This is a genomic window from Ferruginibacter sp. (assembly GCF_049840995.1).
GTDB lineage: Bacteria > Bacteroidota > Bacteroidia > Chitinophagales > Chitinophagaceae > Ferruginibacter.
Map to the genome: position 1 here is coordinate 48993 of NZ_JASGIP010000006.1, position 23236 is coordinate 72228.

The 23236-nt window shown below is 42.9% G+C and carries 21 protein-coding genes; 11 read left to right on the top strand and 10 right to left on the bottom strand.

What is annotated here, in order from left to right; translation table 11 throughout:
• Window positions 1-121: 121 nt before the first annotated feature.
• Window positions 122-2398, top strand: coding sequence for an aconitate hydratase (locus QM738_RS15470; RefSeq protein WP_462277633.1), 2277 nt, complete (start codon window positions 122-124; stop codon window positions 2396-2398).
• Between the two features lie 54 nt (window positions 2399-2452).
• On the opposite strand, the gene QM738_RS15475 is transcribed toward QM738_RS15470, so the two are convergent.
• Window positions 2453-2842, bottom strand: coding sequence for a PRC-barrel domain-containing protein (locus tag QM738_RS15475; RefSeq protein ID WP_462277634.1), 390 nt, complete (start codon window positions 2840-2842; stop codon window positions 2453-2455).
• 315 nt (window positions 2843-3157) lie between these two features.
• Here QM738_RS15475 and QM738_RS15480 point away from each other — a divergent pair, with 315 nt between their 5' ends.
• Window positions 3158-3694, top strand: coding sequence for a YceI family protein (locus QM738_RS15480; protein ID WP_462277635.1), 537 nt, complete (start codon window positions 3158-3160; stop codon window positions 3692-3694).
• Between the two features lie 149 nt (window positions 3695-3843).
• On the opposite strand, the gene QM738_RS15485 is transcribed toward QM738_RS15480, so the two are convergent.
• The gene (locus tag QM738_RS15485; protein WP_462277636.1) at window positions 3844-4623 is read right to left on the bottom strand and encodes a M90 family metallopeptidase; all 780 of its coding nucleotides are present in this window, start codon (window positions 4621-4623) and stop codon (window positions 3844-3846) included.
• Window positions 4624-4779: 156 nt separating this feature from the next.
• Between QM738_RS15485 and QM738_RS15490 the strand changes: the two genes are divergently transcribed.
• The 4 genes from QM738_RS15490 to QM738_RS15505 all read left to right on the top strand — a co-directional run bounded on the left by QM738_RS15490 (window position 4780) and on the right by QM738_RS15505 (window position 10311).
• Entirely contained in the window at window positions 4780-7020 is a 2241-nt protein-coding gene (locus QM738_RS15490) for a T9SS type A sorting domain-containing protein (protein WP_462277637.1), read from the top strand.
• A gap of 102 nt (window positions 7021-7122) precedes the next feature.
• Complete coding sequence (locus QM738_RS15495) at window positions 7123-8004, top strand: bestrophin family protein (RefSeq protein WP_462277638.1); 882 nt, start codon at window positions 7123-7125, stop codon at window positions 8002-8004.
• A 272-nt stretch (window positions 8005-8276) separates the two neighbouring features.
• Complete coding sequence (locus tag QM738_RS15500; RefSeq protein WP_462277639.1) at window positions 8277-9149, top strand: carbon-nitrogen hydrolase; 873 nt, start codon at window positions 8277-8279, stop codon at window positions 9147-9149.
• Between the two features lie 64 nt (window positions 9150-9213).
• Window positions 9214-10311 (top strand): agmatine deiminase family protein, encoded by a 1098-nt coding sequence (locus QM738_RS15505; RefSeq protein ID WP_462277640.1) that lies wholly within the window; start codon window positions 9214-9216, stop codon window positions 10309-10311.
• Window positions 10312-10358: 47 nt separating this feature from the next.
• On the opposite strand, the gene QM738_RS15510 is transcribed toward QM738_RS15505, so the two are convergent.
• A complete protein-coding gene (locus QM738_RS15510) occupies window positions 10359-10742 on the bottom strand; it encodes an SET domain-containing protein-lysine N-methyltransferase (protein WP_462277641.1) in 384 nt (127 codons plus the stop codon).
• A gap of 69 nt (window positions 10743-10811) precedes the next feature.
• Here QM738_RS15510 and mgtE point away from each other — a divergent pair, with 69 nt between their 5' ends.
• The 5 genes from mgtE to QM738_RS15535 all read left to right on the top strand — a co-directional run bounded on the left by mgtE (window position 10812) and on the right by QM738_RS15535 (window position 17585).
• Complete coding sequence (gene mgtE, locus QM738_RS15515; RefSeq protein ID WP_462277642.1) at window positions 10812-12203, top strand: magnesium transporter; 1392 nt, start codon at window positions 10812-10814, stop codon at window positions 12201-12203.
• Between the two features lie 268 nt (window positions 12204-12471).
• Window positions 12472-14307, top strand: a complete 1836-nt coding sequence (gene glmS / locus QM738_RS15520) for a glutamine--fructose-6-phosphate transaminase (isomerizing) (protein ID WP_462277643.1) — start codon at window positions 12472-12474, stop codon at window positions 14305-14307.
• A 166-nt stretch (window positions 14308-14473) separates the two neighbouring features.
• Window positions 14474-16594: a DUF4954 family protein gene (locus tag QM738_RS15525; RefSeq protein ID WP_462277644.1), complete on the top strand. Its 2121-nt coding sequence runs from the start codon at window positions 14474-14476 to the stop codon at window positions 16592-16594.
• 30 nt (window positions 16595-16624) lie between these two features.
• The gene (locus QM738_RS15530; RefSeq protein WP_462277645.1) at window positions 16625-17254 is read left to right on the top strand and encodes a peptidylprolyl isomerase; all 630 of its coding nucleotides are present in this window, start codon (window positions 16625-16627) and stop codon (window positions 17252-17254) included.
• Window positions 17255-17324: 70 nt separating this feature from the next.
• On the top strand, window positions 17325-17585 hold the full coding sequence (locus QM738_RS15535) for a hypothetical protein (protein ID WP_462277646.1): 261 nt from the start codon (window positions 17325-17327) through the stop codon (window positions 17583-17585).
• Here QM738_RS15535 and aroQ read toward each other — a convergent pair.
• The 7 genes from aroQ to rpsK all read right to left on the bottom strand — a co-directional run bounded on the left by aroQ (window position 17566) and on the right by rpsK (window position 23086).
• Window positions 17566-17991, bottom strand: a complete 426-nt coding sequence (gene aroQ / locus QM738_RS15540) for a type II 3-dehydroquinate dehydratase (protein WP_462277647.1) — start codon at window positions 17989-17991, stop codon at window positions 17566-17568. The two genes, QM738_RS15535 and aroQ, sit on opposite strands and share 20 nt — an antisense overlap.
• A gap of 79 nt (window positions 17992-18070) precedes the next feature.
• Window positions 18071-18700 carry a hypothetical protein gene (locus tag QM738_RS15545; protein WP_462277648.1) on the bottom strand — a complete coding sequence of 210 codons (630 nt, stop codon included), beginning with the start codon at window positions 18698-18700 and terminating at the stop codon, window positions 18071-18073.
• Window positions 18701-18832: 132 nt separating this feature from the next.
• Complete coding sequence (carA, locus tag QM738_RS15550) at window positions 18833-19933, bottom strand: glutamine-hydrolyzing carbamoyl-phosphate synthase small subunit (protein WP_462277649.1); 1101 nt, start codon at window positions 19931-19933, stop codon at window positions 18833-18835.
• Between the two features lie 243 nt (window positions 19934-20176).
• Window positions 20177-20695 carry a 50S ribosomal protein L17 gene (gene rplQ / locus QM738_RS15555; RefSeq protein ID WP_462277650.1) on the bottom strand — a complete coding sequence of 173 codons (519 nt, stop codon included), beginning with the start codon at window positions 20693-20695 and terminating at the stop codon, window positions 20177-20179.
• A gap of 101 nt (window positions 20696-20796) precedes the next feature.
• Window positions 20797-21792 (bottom strand): DNA-directed RNA polymerase subunit alpha, encoded by a 996-nt coding sequence (locus tag QM738_RS15560; RefSeq protein ID WP_462277651.1) that lies wholly within the window; start codon window positions 21790-21792, stop codon window positions 20797-20799.
• 76 nt (window positions 21793-21868) lie between these two features.
• Complete coding sequence (rpsD, locus tag QM738_RS15565; RefSeq protein ID WP_462277652.1) at window positions 21869-22474, bottom strand: 30S ribosomal protein S4; 606 nt, start codon at window positions 22472-22474, stop codon at window positions 21869-21871.
• Window positions 22475-22672: 198 nt separating this feature from the next.
• The gene (gene rpsK, locus QM738_RS15570) at window positions 22673-23086 is read right to left on the bottom strand and encodes a 30S ribosomal protein S11 (RefSeq protein WP_462277653.1); all 414 of its coding nucleotides are present in this window, start codon (window positions 23084-23086) and stop codon (window positions 22673-22675) included.
• Window positions 23087-23236: the final 150 nt, after the last annotated feature.

The window sequence follows — 23236 nt, forward strand, 5'->3', positions numbered from 1 at the left end:
CTGAGTTTCAGTAAATTTGCAAAAACAGCGGCAAAGCGTAGGAAATAGCTGCTTTTGCAGATGGATCAGCCCTGTTTCAACGCAAATCATAATTCTAAAATCATAAATCTAAAATCGTACTATGGCTTTCGACATTGAAATGATCAAAAAGGTGTACGCCAATTTTGCAACAAAGATTGAAGCAGCACGTAAGGCAACCGGCAAACCATTAACCCTCACTGAAAAAATCCTATACGCCCATCTTACCGAAGGTAATGCCAGCAAGGCTTATGAAAGAGGTAAGGATTATGTGGACTTTGCGCCGGACAGGGTGGCGATGCAGGATGCCACGGCACAAATGGCTTTATTACAATTTATGCAGAGCGGCAGAACCAAAGTGGCGGTACCCAGTACGGTGCACTGCGATCACCTGATCGAAGCGAAAGTGGACAGCAAGACCGACCTGAACAGGGCGGTGAACGAAAGCAGCGAAGTATATGATTTTCTTGCCAGCGTAAGCAACAAATACGGTATTGGTTTCTGGAAACCGGGTGCCGGTATCATTCACCAGGTGGTGCTGGAAAACTATGCATTTCCCGGTGGTATGATGATCGGTACCGATAGCCATACGGTAAATGCCGGTGGCTTGGGTATGATCGCTATTGGTGTGGGTGGTGCAGATGCCTGCGATGTGATGGCGGGTTTACCATGGGAACTGAAAATGCCGAAATTGATCGGTGTAAAACTGACCGGTAAACTGAATGGCTGGACAGCTCCTAAAGATGTGATCTTAAAAGTAGCGGGCATATTGACCGTAAAAGGCGGTACCGGCGCCGTGGTGGAATATTTTGGCGAAGGTGCTACCAGCATGAGCTGTACCGGTAAAGGAACCATTTGTAATATGGGTGCCGAAATTGGCGCCACCACTTCTACTTTCGGGTACGATGAAAGCATGAGCCGCTATTTAAAAGCTACCGGCAGGGAAGAAATTGCTGCGGCAGCGGATGCGGTAAAAGAACATTTAACCGGTGATGCGGATGTATATGCGGCGCCTGAAAAATATTTTGACCAGGTGATCGAGATCGATCTGAACACACTGGAACCACATTTGAACGGACCATTTACACCGGACCTCGCTACGCCAATTTCTAAAATGAAAGAAGCGGCTTTGGCACATGGATGGCCAACAAAGATCGAAGTAGGTTTGATCGGCAGTTGCACCAACTCTTCTTACGAAGACATCAGCCGTGCAGTAAGCCTGGCAAAACAGGTGAGTGATAAAGGATTGAAATTAAAATCCGAATTCACCATTACACCGGGCAGCGAACAGGTACGCTATACCATTGAAAGGGATGGATTTTTAAATGTGTTTGATAAAATTGGCGCTACTGTATTTGCCAATGCCTGCGGACCCTGTATTGGTATGTGGGCAAGGGTGGGTGCAGAAAAAGCAGAAAAGAATACCATTGTGCACAGCTTTAACCGCAACTTTGCAAAACGTGCCGACGGTAACCCAAACACCTATGCATTTGTGGGCAGTCCTGAAATGGTAACTGCTATGGCGATCGCCGGTGATCTTACTTTTAACCCGCTTACCGATACATTGACCAATGATAAAGGCGAACAGGTAAAACTGGATCCTCCTTTTGGTGATGAATTACCGGTAAAAGGTTTTGCAGTGGAAGATGCAGGCTATCAAAAACCTGCGGATGACGGCAGTGGTGTTATTGTAAAAGTATCACCCGAAAGCAAACGCCTGCAATTGCTGGATCCATTTGCAGCATGGGAAGGTGTGGACCTGAAAGGATTGAAACTGTTGATAAAAGCAAAAGGAAAATGTACCACCGATCATATCAGCATGGCGGGCCCCTGGTTAAAGTTCCGTGGCCACCTGGACAATATCAGCAACAACATGCTGATCGGCGCTGTTAACTATTTCAACGAAAAAACGGATAGCGTTAAGAATGAGCTGACCGGCGAATACGGACCTGTACCGGCTACGCAAAGGGCTTATAAAGCAGCGGGCATTGGCACGCTGGTGGTGGGCGACGAAAACTATGGTGAAGGATCATCCCGTGAGCACGCTGCGATGGAGCCACGCCACCTGGGTGTACGTGCGGTACTGGTAAAATCATTTGCTCGTATCCACGAAACCAACCTTAAAAAACAGGGTATGCTGGCATTGACCTTTGCCAATAAAGAAGATTACGATAAGATACAGGAAGATGATACCATCGACATCATCGGCCTTACAGAATTTGCGCCCAATAAAGCATTGGCTATTTACCTGCACCACAGCGATGGCACATCGGATGTGATACAGGCAAATCATACGTACAACGATCAGCAGATAGAATGGTTCAAAGCCGGTGGCGCCTTGAACATCATCCGCAGGGAGTTTGCAGCTAAAAATAACTAAGTGTTAGTAAGCGCTTGCTATTGATCCCGGCCGTGTGGCCGGGATTTTTTTTGCTTAATCCATAAAATGCCAGTAATCTGCCTCTTTATGAAAATTGGTATCCGGCCAATGATTAATGTCGAATCCCGGAGCCTGTTTAAATAATTCCTTCTTGCCTTTAAATGCGAACAACTTTTTTTCTGGTCTTATTTCAAGCATGCTAAATGGTATAGCAAATAATTTAGCACCCACAGTAAGAAATCCGCCTACTTCAATCACTACATAATCTATTTTACCGGTTGTAATATCAAGCATAATGTCTTCGATCTTACCCACGGGTTCATCATCTTCATCATGTACCTTATCTCCAATTACAGAAGATGCGGTTAAATATTTTACAGGAATATTGGGATAACGTTGCCCCTCATATATGCCTGTAATATTATCTTTTACAATGTTTTCCATTTTAGTATTTTTTAATTTTAAAATAGTTCCAGGTAAACTATCACAATTTATAAGCCAGTCTGCCAATTATTAACTGTATATATGCGCTTGCTGTTTGTACATCTCGGAAGTACGTGGCCAACCGTATCGAATTGTGCAATAATTTGCCCAACCGGCCAGGGAATGAAGTGCCGGAATTAATTAATCCGGGGTGTTTTTAACTAACCCTTAAATTTGGGGCCGGCATACTACTGTGTTAACAAAAAAATAATGTTGTTAAAAAAATTTGATGTTTAAACATTAATTATATAATTTTACAGTCTAAATATAAAAATCATGGCAACAAAAAAATGGGCAGTGGACCCTTCCCACAGCGAGGTTCAGTTCAAAATAAAACACTTGATGATCACCAACGTAACAGGCAGCTTTAACCTGTTTACCGTAAATGCAGAAACAGATGATGAAGATTTCACCAAAGCAACGGTTAGTTTTTCTGCAGATGTAGATTCTATTTCTACCGGCAACGAACAGAGAGACGGGCATTTAAAAAGTGCAGATTTCTTTGATGCTGCCAACTATCCAAAGATCAAATTTGCCGCTACCAGCTACGAAAATGTAGACAATGATGGTTCTTACGAACTGTACGGCGATCTTACTATAAAAGATGTGACCAGGCAGGTAAAACTGGATGTGGAATTCGGCGGTGTGGTAAAAGATCCATACGGCAATACCAAGGCAGGTTTTACTATCAATGGTAAAATAAACCGTAAAGATTTTGGCCTTACCTGGAGCGCTGTAACCGAAGCCGGTGGCGTAGTGGTAAGTGACGAAGTGAGGATCAATTGTGAAATTCAGTTGATAGAACAGCAATAATCCAACAACAACTTATTCTGTAAAACGAAATCATGCTGGTTTCGTTTTTTTTATGCCCTGCTTATCTGTTTTTTTAAGATGGCAATCTTTGTATTGTAAACCGCTGCGCAATAACAGGGATCGTTGCGGACGATGGTTGCTTTAAGCTGTTACAACTGCACTTTCGGATCCTGCTTAAATATTTCGTGCAGCAACTGGTACAGTTCGGGATGCTTTTGCTGCAGCAGATCGGGCCGCTCAAAAAAATATTCCGATACTACGGCAAAAAACTCTGCCTGGTTAGTGGTGCCATAAGGATTGATATCAGATTTGCCTTTCAGCATTTCCTGCATCAGCTTATAGGTCATATCCAGCCAGGGAATAGTGTATTGTTTGCTTAGTAACTGTTTGGGTATACCATCCGTATCACCATCTGCTTTATCTACCAGGTGCACAAACTCGTGTATGGCGGTATTGTTTTTATCGGAGTCGTTTGTAAACCCCTGTTCCAGCGCATATTTAGAGAGCAGCATTTTTCCTTCCATATAGCCACTGCCCACCATGCCCAATACATTCCTGCCCTCTCCTTCCGTTTTAAAATCGTTATTAAAAGTATCGGGATACAACAGCACTTCTTTAAGGTTGCTGTACTTCCATTCGGGAAAAGCAAATACCGGTATCACGGCGCTGGCAGCCACCAATATCCTGTCCAGGTCGGTTACTTCGGTGTTTACCCCTGTGATCTTCACATAACTTAAGAATTCAATGATCTCCTTTTCAAACCGTTGCTGTTCGCTTTTATCCAGCGCCCGGAAGAAAGCGATATTATCGGCAAGTACCGCATCGTTTACACTGGCAGCATTATCCAAAACAGTTTTATTGGTTGAACGTTTCGTACTGGCAAAATACAATCCTGAAAAAATAAGTACCAATACAATTGCAAATAGCATGTGCGCATTTTTTTATACAATGAAAGTAAAACAAAAAGCAACGGGATATCCAACAACATAAACAGCAATGCACATTTCTTATTAAAATTTAATTGCATTTTTTAAAAAATCCCCGTAATTTGTATTGTAACCATTTTCTTAACTAAACCATACTGGATGGATAAACTCTACACTCCCTTACATACTGTTTTCCTTCATTTTAAAAAGCATTTTTTTATAAAAGCCCTACCGCTTTTTATAATGTTGTGCTCAGGACTGGCCGTTGCTGCACAATGTGTAGCTCCCCCCGCTCCTGTAGTAACCCCCAATCCTGCTTTTGTTTGTGTTGGCGGCCCTGCCGTTCAGCTAAAAACAGAACCTGTCCCGTTTTGTTCCGGCCCCATTAATATTGCAGTACCCGATAACAATGTTAGCGGAGCGAACAGCAATATATTCGTTTCCGGCTTTCAGCCTGGTTGCAGTATTACCGGCATGAGCGTGACCATAAACATGACGCATACACGAATTGGTGATATGGTCTTTGCATTAAAAGCACCCAACGGCCTTGTACTTAACCTGGATTACCGTTTGTCTGCAACAGGAAGTACTGCTGTCAGTACCGGTTTTACCAATACCCGTTTCAGTTCTGTTGCAACAGTTGCTTTAAGTACGGGCATCAGTCCTTACACCGGTGTATTTAAACACGATGCGATCCTAGCTCCAATCGGAGGATTCGGCCCGGCCGGCCCCACAGGTTATGTGCCCACAGCAACCAATTGGGTCAGCCTATGGTCGGCACCAAACGGCAGCTGGTCGCTCGGTTTTTATGATGGTGCCACCGGCGAAACCGGCACATTGAATTCCTGGTGCATAGATTTTACCACCAGTTGTGCCAGTGGTGGCCTGCCCGGCATCTGGACCCCATTTATAGGATTATACTATGATGCTACAGCTACTGCACCTTACACCGGCCTTGCTGTAAATACCGTGTATGCGTTACCGTCACCCACGCCCGGCATTTATGTTTACAGTGTAACGGTACCCGGCTCTTCGGGTTCTCCTTTAGTATCTTTTACCAACTCCACTGCCATATCTATTCCTGTAGTGGGAGCAGCCAATGCCTATCCTGCCAATGTATCGGTAAGTGGTCTACCCGTTTCGGGAGTTAAGGTAAAATCAGTTGTATTGCACGATCTTAATCATACGCAATCCGAAGACCTGGATATTTTATTGCAATCTCCCACAGGCACTAACTTGATATTAATGTCTGATGCCGGCAGTGGTAACACCGGTACTGTTACCTATACTTTTACAGATGATTCTCCGGCCATGAGCGTAACGGCGAACAATGCAACAGGCAGCTATAAGCCCACAAATTTTGGTAGTCCTGATAATTTTCCCACTCCGGGACCAGGAGCTGTTGTACAGGGATCCTCACCGTTGTCAACATTTACCGGCAACTTCAACGGCACCTGGAAATTATTTGTATTGGATGATGATGGCAGTGCCGGGCAGGGAGCCATTGCCGGCGGCTTTACCATTAATTTCGACAGCAGCAGTGTTTGTTATTCGCCACCCACTTCTGTTATTGTTAATGTAAATACGCCTGCTGTTATTACTACGCAACCTGTGAACCAAAACGTTTGTACAGATAAAGTAGCCAACTTTATCGTGGTTGCAAACAATGCTGCGGCAACTTACCAATGGCAGATCACCAACAATGGCGGCGCAACTTTCCTCAACATTGCCAATGGTGGTGTGTACAGTGGCGCCAATACGGCGACTTTAACCATCACTAATCCGCCGCTGAGTATGAGTGGTTCCAGGTACAGGGTGGTTATAAACGCCGGCTCTGCCTGTGGTGCAGCAATTTCAAACATTGCCATACTTACAGTAAATCCTGTACCGGTGGTTTCATTCTATCCGCATCCTTATCACATGTTATTGCCGGGATTGACCACAACATTATCATCTACGGTATCGCCTGCTACAGCAGCCACCTATACCTGGTTCCTGGATGGAGTGGCGATACCCGGAGCAACAGCAGATTCTTTTGTAGTGGATTTTGATCATATCGGCATTTATAAATTGCAGGTAACTGATATCAACGGATGTACCGGTGTTTCTGATACCTTAAGCATCCGGGATTCAGCTCATGGCAAAATGTTTGTTTATCCTAATCCTTCTACCGGAAAATTCCAGGTAAGATTATATACAGCACCCAATACCCCCACAGCAAGAGCATTGGTGGTATACAACAATATGGGGCATAAAATTCTTACCACTTCCTATACACAAACAGCGCCCTATCAAAAAGTGGTGGTAGATGTGCGGAAGAACGGCAAGGGAATTTATTGGGTGGAAGTAGTGGATAAAGATGGCAAGCGGATCAGTATCTCCAAGATACTCATTCAATAACAGTACCTGATTAACTGCTCAAAAACGAAACCTCCGGGTTTCGTTTTTTATTTGCGCACTAAAAATGCGTGCGGATAATTACATTTGCACAGCAGTAAAAACATGGTACAATATAATCCTAAAGACTGGTTCGGTTTTATTTTCCGTTTTCATAAATCGGATACCTTCATCAAACTATGGCCGATGATATTGCTGATATGCGTATATTCCGGCGCAATAGCATTTTTTGAAATTGAATACTGGAAATGGAACGAAAGCAATAAAATAAAGAACATTGTGGTGATGCACAGCCTGCTGGGCTTCGTGATATCATTATTGCTGGTATTCCGTACCAATACCGCTTACGACCGCTGGTGGGAAGGCCGCAAACTTTGGGGCTCGCTGGTAAATAACAGCCGTAACCTTGCTTTAAAACTGAATGCTATACTACCAAAAAGCGATAGCCAGAGCCGTGCTTTTTTTAAAACTGCCATCCCTCAATATGCGCTTACTTTAAAGAATCATTTGCGCAGTGAATCCACCCGTCTGGCGCTGGATGAAAAAATTCATGAGGAATTGATCAACGATATCGATCATGATAAACACATGCCCAACCAATTGGCCGCCGCCATGTTCAAAAAAATAAATACGCTTTTTGAAACGGGTAAAATAAAAGGCGAGCAACTGATCATCCTCAATAGTGAATTACAATCCTTCACAGAAATATGTGGCGCCTGCGAGCGGATCAAGAATACACCGATACCATTTTCGTACAGCGCTTTTATCAAGAAATTCATTTTCTTTTATGTGATGACCCTTCCACTGGGTTATGTATTTAATCTTGGTTATCTCGTAATACCTGTAGTAGGTTTTATATTTTACGTACTGGCCAGTTTAGAGCTGGTGGCAGAAGAAATTGAAGATCCGTTTGGTGTAGACAGCAATGACCTGCCGATGGACAAAATGTGCGAGAACATCCAGAAGCATATTAACGAATTGTTATAAATTTTTGCGGCGGTGAGACAGTAATCAAGATTGTAGGCATGGTCGGTGGAGACACCGACCATGGAGGTGTGTGAGTGTATTCTTTTTCCTTGGCCGCTTTCCCTTTCTCCCGTGATTGGTCTTCCTTTCTCTATTGTGGTATCCCGACGACCATGTTGCGATCTCTCCCCTTCTCCCTTGGTCGGTGTCCCCACCGACCATATCACGACTCTGGATATAACTTTTTTTAAACATGAATTGAAGTATCTTTGCAACTCTTAAAAAAACAGTTTATGGCTAAGGTAAAAACAGCATTGGTGCAAATGAGCTGTGTGGCAGATAAGCAGCAAAATATCAATAAAGCAATTGAAAAGATAAAAGAAGCTGCGGCAGCGGGCGCACAGATCGTTTGCCTGCAGGAATTATTCACTTCTTTGTACTTCTGCGATGTGGAAGACTACGAAAATTTTAAACTGGCAGAAGCGATCCCTGGCCCTGCCACCGACACTTTAAGTGCATTGGCAAAGGAACTGGGAGTAGTGATCATTGCATCTTTATTTGAAAAAAGAACGGAAGGATTGTATCACAATACCACCGCGGTACTGGATGCAGATGGTACTTATTTAGGCAAGTACCGTAAGATGCATATCCCCGATGATCCTGCTTACTACGAAAAATTTTATTTTACCCCGGGTGACCTGGGCTATAAAGTTTTTAAAACAAAATTCGCCACTATTGGTGTATTGATCTGCTGGGACCAATGGTATCCCGAAGCGGCAAGGATCACTTCATTAATGGGTGCTGAAATTTTATTTTATCCCACTGCTATCGGCTGGGCCACTTCGCAGGATGAAGCCACCAATACCGAGCAATACAATGCCTGGCAAACCATACAGCGCAGCCATGCGGTGGCCAATGGCGTGCATGTGGTAAGTGTGAACCGCGTAGGTTTTGAGCAGGATGGCGCCATGAAGTTCTGGGGCGGTTCTTTTGTAAGCAATCCATTTGGTTCCATCATTTACAAAGCCTCTCATGAAGCGGAAGAAGTGAAAATAGTAGAGATCGATACCAAACTAACAGACCGTTACAGGACACACTGGCCGTTCTTACGTGACAGAAGAATTGATTCTTACCAGCCTATTACAAAAAGATATATTGACGAATAACCCCTATCCCCTAAAGGGGGAAATGGAGAAGATTATGTTTTATAAAATTTAGCGCTATTTATCAATGTCATCACAAAAGAATATAAACACTTCGAATAACTCCCCTTTAGGGGCTGGGGGCAAAACGCCAAAAGAACTCGGATACTATTTCCCTGCAGAATTTGCGAAGCACAGCGCCACCTGGCTCAGCTGGCCGCATAAGGAAGCATCCTGGCCGGGAAAGATCCATACCATCTACCCTTATTACAGCCAGTTCATTAAAGAATTGACAAAGGGAGAAAAAGTGTGCATCAATGTGAATGATGAGAACATGCGGGAGTTTGCCGTGCAGCATTTACAAACTGCCGGTGTTAATTTAGATAAAGTGGAATTCTTCTTTCATCCCACCAACGATGCCTGGTGCAGAGATCATGGTCCTGCTTTTTTGATCAATCCCGGTGCAACAGAAAATAAAAAAGTAATTGTCGACTGGGGTTATAATGCATGGGGCAATAAATATCCGCCATTCGACCTGGATGATGTGATCCCTACTTTGATCGGCAAACATTATAACATCCCCGTTTATAACCCGGGTATTGTAATGGAAGGTGGCTCTGTGGAATTCAATGGCAAAGGCACTATCATGACTTCCACTGCCTGCTTATTGAATCCTAACCGTAACCCGCATTTGAACCAGGGGCAGATAGAAAAATATCTGTACGATTATTACGGTGCAGAACAAATTCTTTGGGTAAATGATGGTATTGTAGGCGATGATACCGACGGACATATTGATGATACCGTTCGTTTTGTAAATGAGGACACGGTGCTTACCGTGGTGGAAGAAAATAAACAGGATGAGAATTATCAATTGCTGCAGGATAATTTAAAACAGTTACAACAAATGCGTTTGCTCAATGGCAAACAATTGAATATTGTGGAACTGCCGATGCCCGACGCTGTTGTGTACGATGACCAAAGATTACCGGCGTCTTATGCCAATTTTTATATCGCCAATCATGCAGTGATAGTGCCCATCTTCAATTGTAAAAAAGATGAGGCAGCGCTCATTACCATACAAAGCTGTTTTCCCGGAAGAGAAGTGGTGGGCATTGATTCTACAGAAATTATCTGGGGCCTGGGTAGTTTTCATTGCATGAGCCAGCAGGAACCCGCCGTGTAGGCACACGTCTGAGGCGTGCGCCTACACGGCGGCGTATCAATACGTGGTTATACCGCATCAAACCATATTTTTGTTGCGTCATTGCTGTCGCCATTATAATTAATGGTCAGCTCCTCTCCTTTTTCTACGGTACGCACGGTTTCTATCATGATCACATCTTCTTCGTAATCCATAAAATAATCGCAATTGCTTTTATAACTGTGATTGTACATGGGTATAAAACCCAGGGCCATACACACCTTATCCCGTTCTTTACCCCATTCAAAAATATAATCGTGGAGTTTGGTCTTGTCCAGGTGCTCCCGGTCTTCTTTTTCCATCACTATCACAGGTGAAATTTCGATGACAGTGCCTTTGGGAATTTTTTCTTTTGTAAAAACGCCCCTGCCTGCATGATCCGTTATATCCAGGTATAAATAAGGCTTAAGCATAACATTCGGTTAAGATTAAATGGGTTAAATTGCGTTCAATCTTTAAGCGAAAATAATAACAAAGTACCGATGTCGCTGGAACTGGAAGAAATATCATTACAACAAAAATTTGAGGAAGCCATTGCATCCGAAGATAAACTGCTGATACAGGATTTCCTGAACCACCAGAATATCAGCGATGTGGCCGATCTTATTTACACCAATGAAGATTTTGAAACACAGATCATCTCCCATCTTTCCATTCACCGTGCGGTAAGTGTTTTTAAAATACTGGAATCCCCTACTCAGAAAAGGATCATCAAAGACCTGCCGGCATTTAAAACTGCCGAACTGCTGAACGAGCTGCCGCCCGATGACCGTACCGATTTTTTCAGCGAACTACCCAGCAGCGTGGTAAGGGAACTGGTGAAAACGCTGAACCCCGAAGAAAGAAAAGTAGCACTTTCGTTGTTGGGTTACCCAGAGAACAGTGTTGGCCGTTTGATGACGCCGGATTATGTGTACGTATACGAAAATGATTCGGTAGAAGACGTATTCAATACCATTCGTCGTGTGGCCAAAAGCAGTGAGACAGTAGATGTATTATACGTACTGAATGATAAAGGTGAATTACTGGATGATATCCGGATCAAGGATTTTATACTGGCCTCCCCCGATAAAAAAGTAAGCGACCTGATGGATGGCCGTTTTATTTCTTTACATGCAGAAGACGACCAGGAAGTAGCCAGCGAGGTATTCAAGATGAATAATCGTGTAGCCTTACCTGTTATAAGTAAAAGTAATAAATTGTTGGGCATTGTTACTATTGATGATATACTGTGGGTGGCGGAAGAAGAATATAGTGAGGATATGCAAAAGATCGGGGGTACACAGGCACTGGATGAACCCTATCTTGAAATGCCGCTCTTTAAGTTATTCCGGAAAAGGATCGGCTGGCTGGTGGTATTGTTTTTAGGAGAGATGCTTACTGCAACTGCGATGGGTTATTTTGAAGGGGAGATACAGAAATTTGTTGTACTGGCCTTATTTATCCCGCTCATTATTTCATCTGGCGGTAATACCGGTTCGCAGGCTTCCACGCTGATCATACAGGCAATGGCAGTGGGCGAGATCACTATTTCCAACTGGTGGCAGGTGATCCGCAGGGAAATAATACAGGGACTGATGCTGGGCTGCGTGTTGGGCATCATTGGTTTTATAAGGGTATTGATATGGGCTAAGATCGTTCCGGGAGTGTATGGCCCTCATGATGTAAGAGTAGCATTTACAGTAGGCTTTGCCTTGCTGGGCGTGGTGCTCTGGGGTACACTCAGCGGTTCAATGTTACCGATAGTTTTAAAAAAATGTGGCGCCGATCCTGCCGTATCTTCTGCCCCGTTTGTAGCCACATTAGTGGATGTTACCGGTCTGGTGATTTACTTTTCTGTGGCCTATTTATTTTTACAGGGCATTTTATTATAAAATAATTCGTACTCCTGGGTCATTTCATACCTCATAGGGTCACAGGGCAGCTGCACATTTCCCAGGGCTGCATTCTGTACCGAAAAAGCATCCTTATTGCATTTTCTAGGAGCCCATTCTTAACAAAATACCTGTATTTGTTATAATAGTGCAATTGCAGGCAGTCCAGCACCGTTAATGGTACAAATTTGCTATTTTGCAACAAAATTAAAACGCCATTAAAGCTGCTGCTAAAGCTGACTGGCCTAAAACAAAAACTAACTCAATTATGTGTGGAATTGTAGGATATACCGGCCCTCGTGAGGCATACCCGATCGTGATAACGGGTTTAAAAAGACTGGAATACCGTGGTTACGACAGTACTGGTGTGGCGCTGCTGAACGGCGGCCTGAAAGTGTACAAAAAGAAAGGCCGTGTGGCCGAACTGGAAGAAAGCATTATTGGCAAGAATCTTCACTCTAATATCGGCATCGGGCATACCCGCTGGGCCACGCACGGCGAACCCAGCGACCGGAATGCGCATCCCCATACCAGCGCCACGGGCAAGCTGGCCATGATACACAACGGCATTATCGAGAACTATGCCCAGATAAAAAAAGACCTGGTGAATAAGGGCTACAATTTTACCAGCGATACCGATACCGAAGTTTTACTGAACTTTATTGAGGACATTAAAAAGAACAATGACTGCGGTCTTGAAGAAGCCGTAAGGGTGGCATTGAAAAGGATCACCGGCGCTTATTGCATTTTGCTGATAGACCAGGACGATGCCGAAACCATCATTGCTGCAAGAAAAGGCAGTCCATTAGTAATTGGTGTGGGTAAAGGCGAACACTTTTTAGGCAGTGATGCCAGCCCGATGCTGGAGTATACCAAAGAAGTGGTGTACGTGAACGATTATGAACTGGCAATTGTAAAACCAGACGAACTCATTCTTAAAAATTTAGGGAACGAAAAGATCACTCCTTTTATCACCAAGCTGGATATGGAACTGGCGGCCATTGAAAAAGGCGGCTACGATCATTTTATGCTGAAGGAGATATTTGAACAGCCTTCCACTATTCATGATTGCTTACGCGGACGCTTAGACGCAACTGCTGGCACTATTACCATGAGTGGTGTAATGAATAATATTGAACATTTTAAAAATGCCAATCGCATCATCATCATAGCCTGTGGCACCAGCTGGCATGCGGGCTTGCTGGCAGAATATGTAATTGAAGAACTCTGCCGTATCCCGGTAGAAGTGGAATATGCCAGTGAATTCCGCTACCGCAACCCGATAGTCAATAAGGGAGATATCATTATTGCCATCAGCCAGAGTGGTGAAACTGCAGATACACTGGTTGCTATCGAAAGGGCTAAAGAGAATGGCGCAATTATTTTTGGTATTGTAAACGTGGTAGGTTCTTCCATTTCCCGTATTAGTGACGGTGGCGCCTACACGCACGCAGGACCTGAGATCGGCGTAGCATCTACCAAAGCATTTACCGGTCAGCTTGCGGTGATCATGATGATGGCATTGAAAATAGGAAAAGAAAAAGGAACGATAACAGAAGACCGCTATAAGACTTTATTACTGGAGCTGGATGCAGTGCCCGAAAAAGTGGAAGCCTTGCTTAAAAGCGCCGACCAGATAAAAAAGATCGCGGAGAAATATAAATCTGCCGGCGATGCCCTGTTCCTGGGCCGTGGCTACAACTTCCCTATTGCGCTGGAAGGTGCATTAAAGCTGAAAGAAATTTCTTACATACATGCAGAAGGTTATCCTGCTGCCGAAATGAAACATGGCCCTATTGCATTGGTGGACGAAAATCTGCCGGTGGTATTTGTAGCTACCAAAGACAGCTACCACGAAAAGATCGTGAGCAATATGCAGGAGATCAAAGCCCGTAAGGGTAAAGTGATCGCCGTGATCACGGAAGGTGATGATATCATTCCTGCTATGGCGGATGATGTGTTTTATGTACCCTCTGCAGATGAGATCATTGCGCCGATGCTGAGCACTATCCCATTACAACTGTTGAGTTATTACGTGGGTATCGCTAAAGGTGTTGATGTGGATAAGCCGAGGAATTTGGCGAAGAGTGTAACCGTTGAATAATGAATAATGGGATAATGAATAATTGATAATTAAATTAGTTGGTTCATTTTCCCATATTAATAATATTGAACCTTAAACAATAAATTTTTATTTATTTGCTATTCAATAATAATGCAGCGTCGCGGATGCATTATTAATTATTCATTGCTAATTATTCATTGCTTTCATGAACATTATCAAAAAACATTCTGTAATTGATCTTGGATACAATTTTGTAGAAAAAAAATATATCCCCGCCGGCAAGGATGAATACCATTTAAGGAACCAGCAGAATGCCAATGGCGTCGCTCACCGCAAACTCACCGCCCTGGAAATTGAAGTATTGGTACGCAACCGTAATACTTCCGACGACTGGAATAATATTTTTGTTTCCTCTTCTTTTAATGCAGAGCTGGTAAAGAACTGTAAGTTCCTGGGGTTGGTACGTATCGGCAACCTGGAACCGTTGTACCTGGAATTTCATAACCTGCGAATGGCTGTGGGATTGTACAACAGCACCATCATCAGCTGCGATTTTGGTAATAATGTTTGTATCGATAATGTCAATTATCTCAGCCACTATATTATTGGCAACGAAGTAATGATCGCCAATGTAAATGAATTGGCCACTACCGACAGGGCAAAATTTGGTAATGGTATTTTAAAAGAAGGTGAAAGTGAAAAAGTAAGGGTATGGCTGGAGCTGTGCAATGAAAATGGCGGCAGAAGTGTTTTACCTTTTGATGGCATGCTGCCCGGCGATGCGTATTTGTGGAGCAAGTACCGCGATGATGAAGCGCTGCTGGATAAATTCAAAGAGTTTACGGAAAACCTTTTTGATAAACAGCATGGTTATTATGGTAAGATCGGCGACCGTACTGTAATAAAAAATTGCAAGATCATTAAAGATGTATGGGTGGGTTCGGATGCTTATTTTAAAGGCGCCAATAAATTAAAGAACCTTACAGTAAACAGTGATGAGAACCGCACTTCACAGATAGGCGAAGGTTGCGAAATTGTGAATGGTATTGTTGGTTATGGCTGCAGGATATTTTATGGCGCCAAAGCGGTGCGTTTTGTAATGGCATCGCATTCGCAGTTAAAGTATGGCGCCAGGTTGATCAACTCTTACCTGGGCAACAATTCCACCATTTCCTGCTGCGAGGTTTTAAATTCATTGATATTTCCTGCACATGAGCAGCATCACAATAATTCTTTTTTATGTGCTGCCATTGTGATGGGACAAAGTAATATGGCTGCAGGTGCTACCATTGGCAGCAACCACAACAGCCGTGCTGCAGATGGTGAGATCATTGCAGGACGTGGTTTTTGGCCGGGCCTGTGCGTAAGTTTAAAACACAATTCAAAATTTGCTTCTTTTACCATTATTGCAAAAGGAGATTTTCCTGCGGAGCTGAACATACCAATTCCATTTAGTTTAGTAAGTAATGATGTAGCCAATGATACGTTGCAGGTAATGCCTGCGTACTGGTTCATGTACAATATGTATGCACTGGCCCGCAATTCTCAAAAATATGTTGACCGCGACCGAAGAACAGAAAAGATACAGCATATTGAATACGATTACCTGGCGCCGGATACTGTGAATGAAATATTTGATGCCCTGAAAATATTAGAAGGGTTAAAACCGGATGAAGAAGGCACAGCAGAAACAACAGGCTGGGAAAATACCAGCCGTGCTGTAAAAGTTACCAAGGTACCACAGGCCATTGCATTGTTTAAAGAGCTGGTAAAATATTATGGTACGTTAGAACTGCTGCACCACCTGCAGCAAAATAAATTCAGCAGCTTTGATCAATTTAAAAAAACACTATCTGCAAAAATACAACGCAGTGAATGGCTGAATATCGGCGGCCAGTTGATCCAGAAGCCTGCGGTGGAAAATTTAAAAAGAAATATCAAATCCGGCAAAGTAAAAGGCTGGAGCGATATGCACCAATTCTATAAACAACAGGGCATTGCTTATACTACTGATAAATTAAGTCATGCTTACACTTCTTTACTGGAAATCCTCAATATTACTCCCCGGCAGTTCACTCCTGCCCTTTTAAAACAATTATTGCAGGAAGCAATGATCACCAAGGAATGGATGAGCAAGGGCATTTACGAATCCCGTGCGAAGGATTACAAAAATCCATTTAAAAAAATGGTGTATGATAACACCGAAGAAATGAACAAAGTAATAGGCAGGCTGGAAGACAACAGTTTTATACAACAGCAGCTGGGTGAACTGGAAGAAATGAAAAAACTGGTAAAGTCAGCCATCCGTAAAATGAAACTGGCATAATTGCCCTATTTTATCCATCAAAATTTTCGTGTGAAAAAAATAATTTCCTGTTTATTGTTTACCTGCATTGTGTTAGCAGCAAAAAGCCAAACGGTTGCCCAGATAAAAAAAGTACTGGATACCACCAGCAATCCCATTGGTTTTGTAAAATATGTATTGAAGAAAAAATATTTTATTGATACCATTACGGTTGTCACCACGGGTTCCTTCATGGGTAAGGCAGACAGCCTGGCTTACAGGGGTAAAGTGGGCAAAACCTATGGCCCTTTTAAGGGAGAAAATATCCTGGTAAAGATATTGTACAAAGCGCCCAATACTTTTTACCATATCAATCATATAGTGCTGGATACAGCCACTTATACGCAAAGTTTTGCCAGTTCGCTGGCGGATACCATCATTGCCAAGATACAATCCGGCCGGGCCAGTTTTGCCAGTATGGCCAGCACGTACAGCGCCGATTACGAATCTTCGCACAAGGGTGGTGACCTGGGTTGGTTCATCCGCGGCGCAATGCTGCCACAGCTGGACGAAGCCATGTCTAAACATAAAAAAGGAGAAATCTTCACCGTATGGACCGCTGCAGGCCTGCATATTGTAAAGATCGCCGATGATCCCAAAAAAGATATTGGGTATGCGTTGATGTTGCGGGTGATATTATGATCCAGAATTTAATAACAGCCCTTCCCGGATAAAGAATAGATTTTTATATTTATATTCTAAAAATCTATTTATGGCAGATCAGCTAAACGAATTCACTAACGAGAACGGTTGCCCTAAATGCGGCAGCGGATTGGTTACGCCTGTAAAATATACCTGGTGGGGAGGTTTGCTGGGCCCGAAAATGCTGCACCATACCAAGTGCGAAAGCTGTGGTTACCGCTACAACAGCAAAACAAGAAAATCCAACACAACAGGTATCATTATCTATTCAGTTGTGTTATTTGTTATTGCATTCGGGGTATTCTATTACCTCAGAACTTCAGTTCAGTAAAATACAAAAGCGCCAGCTCGTAGCCCTTCAGCCCCAGGCCGCTGATAACGCCTTTTGCTTTTGCAGAAACATGGGATAGTTTACGGAATTCTTCGCGGCCAAAAATATTGGAGATATGTACTTCCACCAATGGTGCGGTAACTGCAGCCACCGCATCGCCCAGTGCTACTGATGTATGTGTGTAACCGGCGGGATTTAATATAATACCATCGTATTCATACCCTACTCTTTGTATCTCATTGATCAGTTCTCCTTCTATATTGCTTTGAAAATAGCTCAATTCAAATTTGCTGTACTTCTGCTGCAGGTAATTAAAAAATCCTTCGAAGGATTCCCCGCCATAAATATCCACTTCCCGCTTTCCCAGCAGGTTTAAATTAGGTCCGTTGATGATCGCTATTTTCATATTGCGAAAGTAAGTAAAAGCCTGTATAAACAAAACAGCCCCATTACTGGAGCTGCCCGTTTTATGCGCCTTGTTGTGTTTATTTACTGATAACGCCTTTATCCCGCATATCACTTACAATGGTCTTACTGAATTCGTTGGCCAGATCACCTGCAGAATTTGGATCAAAGGATTTTGTTTGCGCAGAATAGATCAGCCGGTCGCCTTTTGTTTTATAAAAAGATGCTTCCAGTACATAATCGGTAGTGGAGCTGTAATAACCGGGATTATACACCCTGTCGTACAGAACGGAATAACCACCATACCACCTGTTGCGCACTACTGCATACGGTGTGCTGGTAGTGTAGCCGGGAGTGTAATTACGTTCCTGTTTTTTATCGAGCAATGCCACCACCATCACTGCGTCAAAACCATTATCGTTCACCATTTTTACAGCCTGCTCCTCACTCATGGTGCGGAAAGATTTTGGGCCGTACTGATGGGTAGAAGTTTCTACATTAAGTCCTTGATCCTGTAGTTTTTTTGCCACGGCATTTTCTACCGATTCTCTTAATTCCCTGTCCTTGCTTCCTGTAAGGCCCAGTACCAATACCTTGTTATATTTTTCTGTTGTTGCGTCAGGAGATTTCCAGGAAGACAATAGCTTTGTATTGTTGCACGAAGCAAACAGTAACAATGCTATAACGCTGATTGATGCTATCTTTTTCATTTGTCTATTTTTTAAGATTAAAAAATATCACTGTGGCATAGCGCCACATGCTACTCATCTTAAATAAGACAAAAAGAAGTCCAATCTCTTTGTGAAAGAGGAATTTAACGGTGCAATAAGTTACGTTAACGCTCAGTTACTGCCTACCATTGCAATGAACTCGTCAAACAGGTACCTGCTGTCGTGTGGGCCGGGAGTGGCCTCAGGATGGTATTGTACAGAAAATGCAGGTTTATTCTTTAAACGGATACCTTCAATGCTTTCGTCATTCAGGTTCACATGGGTTATTTCTACTTCTGCATGCGCCCTTACTGCTTTGGGATCTACACCAAAGCCGTGGTTCTGCGTGGTGATCTCGCTTTTACCGCTGATGATATTCTTTACCGGGTGATTTAAACCGCGGTGCCCGTGGTGCATTTTAAATGTAGGTATATCATTGGCCAATGCCAGCAACTGGTGGCCCAGGCAGATACCGAATAATGGTTTATTGGAAGCCAGTATCTTCTTCACAGTTGCAATAGCATAATCCATTGGTGCAGGATCACCGGGACCATTGCTGATGAAATAACCGGCAGGGTTGAATTTTTCTAACTCTTCAAAAGATGTTTTTGCAGGAAAAACTTTTGTATAGGCGCCTCTTTCCACCAGGCAGTTCAATATATTTTTCTTGATACCAAAATCCAGCACTGCGATCCTTACTGCACTTTTTTCATTGCCCAAAGTATAAGGTTCAGTAGTACTTACTACAGAGGCGAGTTCCAGCCCATCCATAGAAGGCACTTTTTTAAGCGTTGCTTTTAATTGCTCCACATCCAGTGTTTCGGAAGAAATGATGCAGTTCATAGCGCCCTGTGTGCGTATATGGGCCACCAGTGCCCTTGTATCGATGCCATCAATGGCAACAATGCCCTGCGCCTCAAAATAGTTCTGTAAAGAAGCATCGGCCATAAAGCGGCTGTATTTATCTTCCAGGTTGCGACCGATAACTGCTTTTACTTTTACGCTGTCACTTTCCACATCCGCGGCTTTTACACCATAGTTACCAATATGCACACTGTTCATGATCAGTACCTGGCCATAATAGCTGGGGTCGGTAAACACTTCCTGGTAACCCGTCATACCTGTGTTAAAACATACTTCACCCGTGGCAGTACCGATCTTGCCAAAAGCTGTTCCGTAAAAAACATTACCATCTTCTAAAATTAAAACTGCAGGTGTGGGAGTTGTAGACATGTATCGAAAAGTTTTGCAAAGAAACTAATTCAATTGCGTAATGAATAAATATTTTTTTCACATCCGGGAAATTGTAGATTTCAGATTGCCGATTTTAGATTTACTAGCTAATTAGATTTTTCACGTAAAGGTGCAAAGATTCAATCAAGCTAATCTTCTAATCCTACGAATCCTGGTTTAAAAAAAGCCCTGATAAAAATATCAGAGCTTTTATAAACAGTTGGTTTCAAAATTATAAATGAACTATGCTTTTTCTTCTGTTGCTGTATCAGCTGCAGGAGCTTCAGCGGCTGCTTCTGTTGTTTCGGCAGCTTTCTTTTTAGCACCACCGGCCCTACGTGTTTTCTTAGCAGGTTCTGCAGCAGCTTTAACGCCTTTACCGTAAATTTCGTTGAAGTCAACGAGTTCGATCATAGCAATTTCTGCATTATCACCTACCCTTGCACCCAGTTTAATAATGCGGGTATATCCACCTGGACGGGCAGCAACTTTTGGCGCTACTACGGTGAATAATTCTTTTACCGCTTCTTTATCATTTAAGTAGCTGAACACAATACGGTGATTGTGCATGATCGCTTCTTTACTTGCGGTGTTCTTTGTTTTAGTGATCAATGGCTCAATGTAAGTACGTAAAGCCTTAGCTTTAGCCAAAGTGGTTGTGATCCTTTTGTTAGTGATCAACTGGCAACCCAGGTTCATTAGCAATGCTTTCCTGTGGGAAGCTGTTCTGCTGAGGTTGTTGTTTTTGTCTCCGTGACGCATGACATTTTTGTTTTGTGTTTCGTCTGTACCGTGTCAGGAATTACAGACTACTTCCGTTATGAAAAAAAGCTATTAGCTAATGGCTAATAGCTGTTAGCTATTTACTCGTCGTCTAATTTTAATTTGCTCAGGTCCATTCCGAAGCTTAAGCCTCTTTCGTGTAATACCTGTTCAATTTCGCTCAAAGATTTCTGACCAAAGTTCCTGAACTTCATCAGGTCTTCCTGTTCGTATTGTACCAGTTCGCTTAATGAATTGATCTTCGCAGCTTTTAAGCAGTTGAAGGCACGTACAGAAAGATCCAGGTCTTCCAATGGAGTTTTCAGCATCTTGCGCAGTTGCAAAGTCTGTTCGTCCACCAGGTCTTCTTTCTTATCTTCTTTGGTATCGAAAGTGATGTTCTCATCAGTGATGATCATCAGGTGCTGAATTAAAATGCGGCTGGCTTGTTTTACTGCTTCTTCCGGGTGAATAGTACCATCGGTAACTACTTCCATGATCAGTTTTTCAAAGTCAGTGCGTTGTTCCACACGGGTATTTTCGATCGTGTATTTTACATTCTTTATCGGAGTGTAAATAGCATCTACAGGAATATATCCAAAGTGAGAACTTTTTTCTTTATTGTCTTCAGCAGGCACATAACCACGGCCTTTACCGATAGTGATCTCGATATCCAGTTTAGCGCTGCTGTCCATAGTGCAGATCAGCAGTTCAGGATTCATTACTTCAAAAGATGGTGATGCTTCACCGATCATTGCTGCAGTGAATTCTGCTTTATTTTTAATAGAAAGGGTAACTTTTTCTACGTTGATGTCCTGGTCAACCTTTCTTTTGATACGAACCTGTTTCAGGTTAAGGATGATCTCGGTTACGTCTTCAGTAACACCTTTGATGGTTGCAAATTCATGGTCAGCACCAGAGATGTTGATACCAATAATTGCATAACCTTCCAGGGAGTTCAATAAAACCCTGCGTAAGGCATTACCGATAGTTACACCGTATCCGGGTTCCAGCGGGCGGAATTCGAAGTTAGCTTCAAACTCAGTTGCTTTTTGAAGAACTATTTTATCAGGCTTAACGAAATTTAAAATTCCCATATTTGAATTATTAATTTGTAATGATGAATATTGATGGAATAAAAGAACACGCCAGTGGCGTGATCTGTATCAATTCTTATTTAGAATACAATTCCACAATCAATTGTTCCTTGATATTTTCAGGAACACTTTCCCTTTCAGGATAAGCGATAAAAGTACCTTTTACTTCTGCTTCGCTCCAGTCGATCCAGTTGAACTTAGCATTTTTACCACGCAGGTTGCTGCTGATAGCAGTATTAGCGGCGCTTTTATTTTTCAGACCAATCACATCACCTGGTTTGCAGCTGTAAGAAGGTATGTTCAGCACTTCACCATTTACAGTGATGTGTTTGTGCGATACCAACTGGCGTGCAGCTTGGCGGCTTGGTGCAATACCCATACGGAAAACAGTGTTGTCCAAACGGGCTTCCAGTAATTTGATCAGGTTTTCACCGGTAACACCTTTACGGCGGGCAGCTTCGTCAAATGTTTTACGGAATTGCTTTTCCAGTAATCCATAAGTGTACTTAGCTTTTTGTTTTTCCCTTAACTGTAAAGCGTATTCACCTAAAGTTTTGCGCTTGCGTGTTGCGCCGTGCATACCCGGAGGGTTGCTGTTCTTTGTTAACCATTTACCATTACCGGTAATAGGTTCGCCAAAAATCCTGGAGATCTTTGTTTTGGGGCCTGTGTAACGTGCCATATTTAAATTGTAGTTCCGCTTTTTTTTGATGGTGCGTTGATCAGTAAAAACGGTAAAAATGAATCAAGCACCCTAGTAATATTTTTGGATTTCAGATTGTCGATTTTAGATTTTTTTCGGTCTGGAAAGCTTTGATAAAAAACCAATACTTTTAAACAGGAAGAAATCCGAAATCGTAAATCTGCAATCTGAAATTGCTTAAACCCTACGTTTTTTCGGAGGACGGCATCCGTTGTGTGGCAGCGGAGTAACGTCTTTGATCATCGCTACTTCAATACCATTCTGAGATAAAGAACGGATAGCACCTTCACGGCCAGATCCTGGTCCTTTTACATATACGTCCACCCTTTTTAAACCAGCATCAGAAGCTGTTTTAGCAGCATCAGCGCCTGCCATCTGGGCTGCATACGGCGTGTTCTTTTTAGAACCCCTGAAACCCATTTTACCGGCACTGGACCATGAAATAACCTGGCCCTGTTTGTTGGTTAAACTGATAATGATGTTGTTGAAACTTGCTACAATGTGAGCGTCTCCGTAGCTGTCTACTTTTACTACTCTTTTCTTTGCAGCTGCTTTTGCGCCTTGAGCTTTACCGCCCTGTGCTTTTGCCATAATAATTTTGAATTAGGTAATCTTTAAAAAATGTTATCCAGCCTTAGGCCAGACTGAACTCAACCTCCTGCCGACTTATAAGCGATCCGGTGTTTGTTCAAATTGTAAGTCTTATAAAAAGCTATAAGCTAATGGCTGTTGGCCATTAGC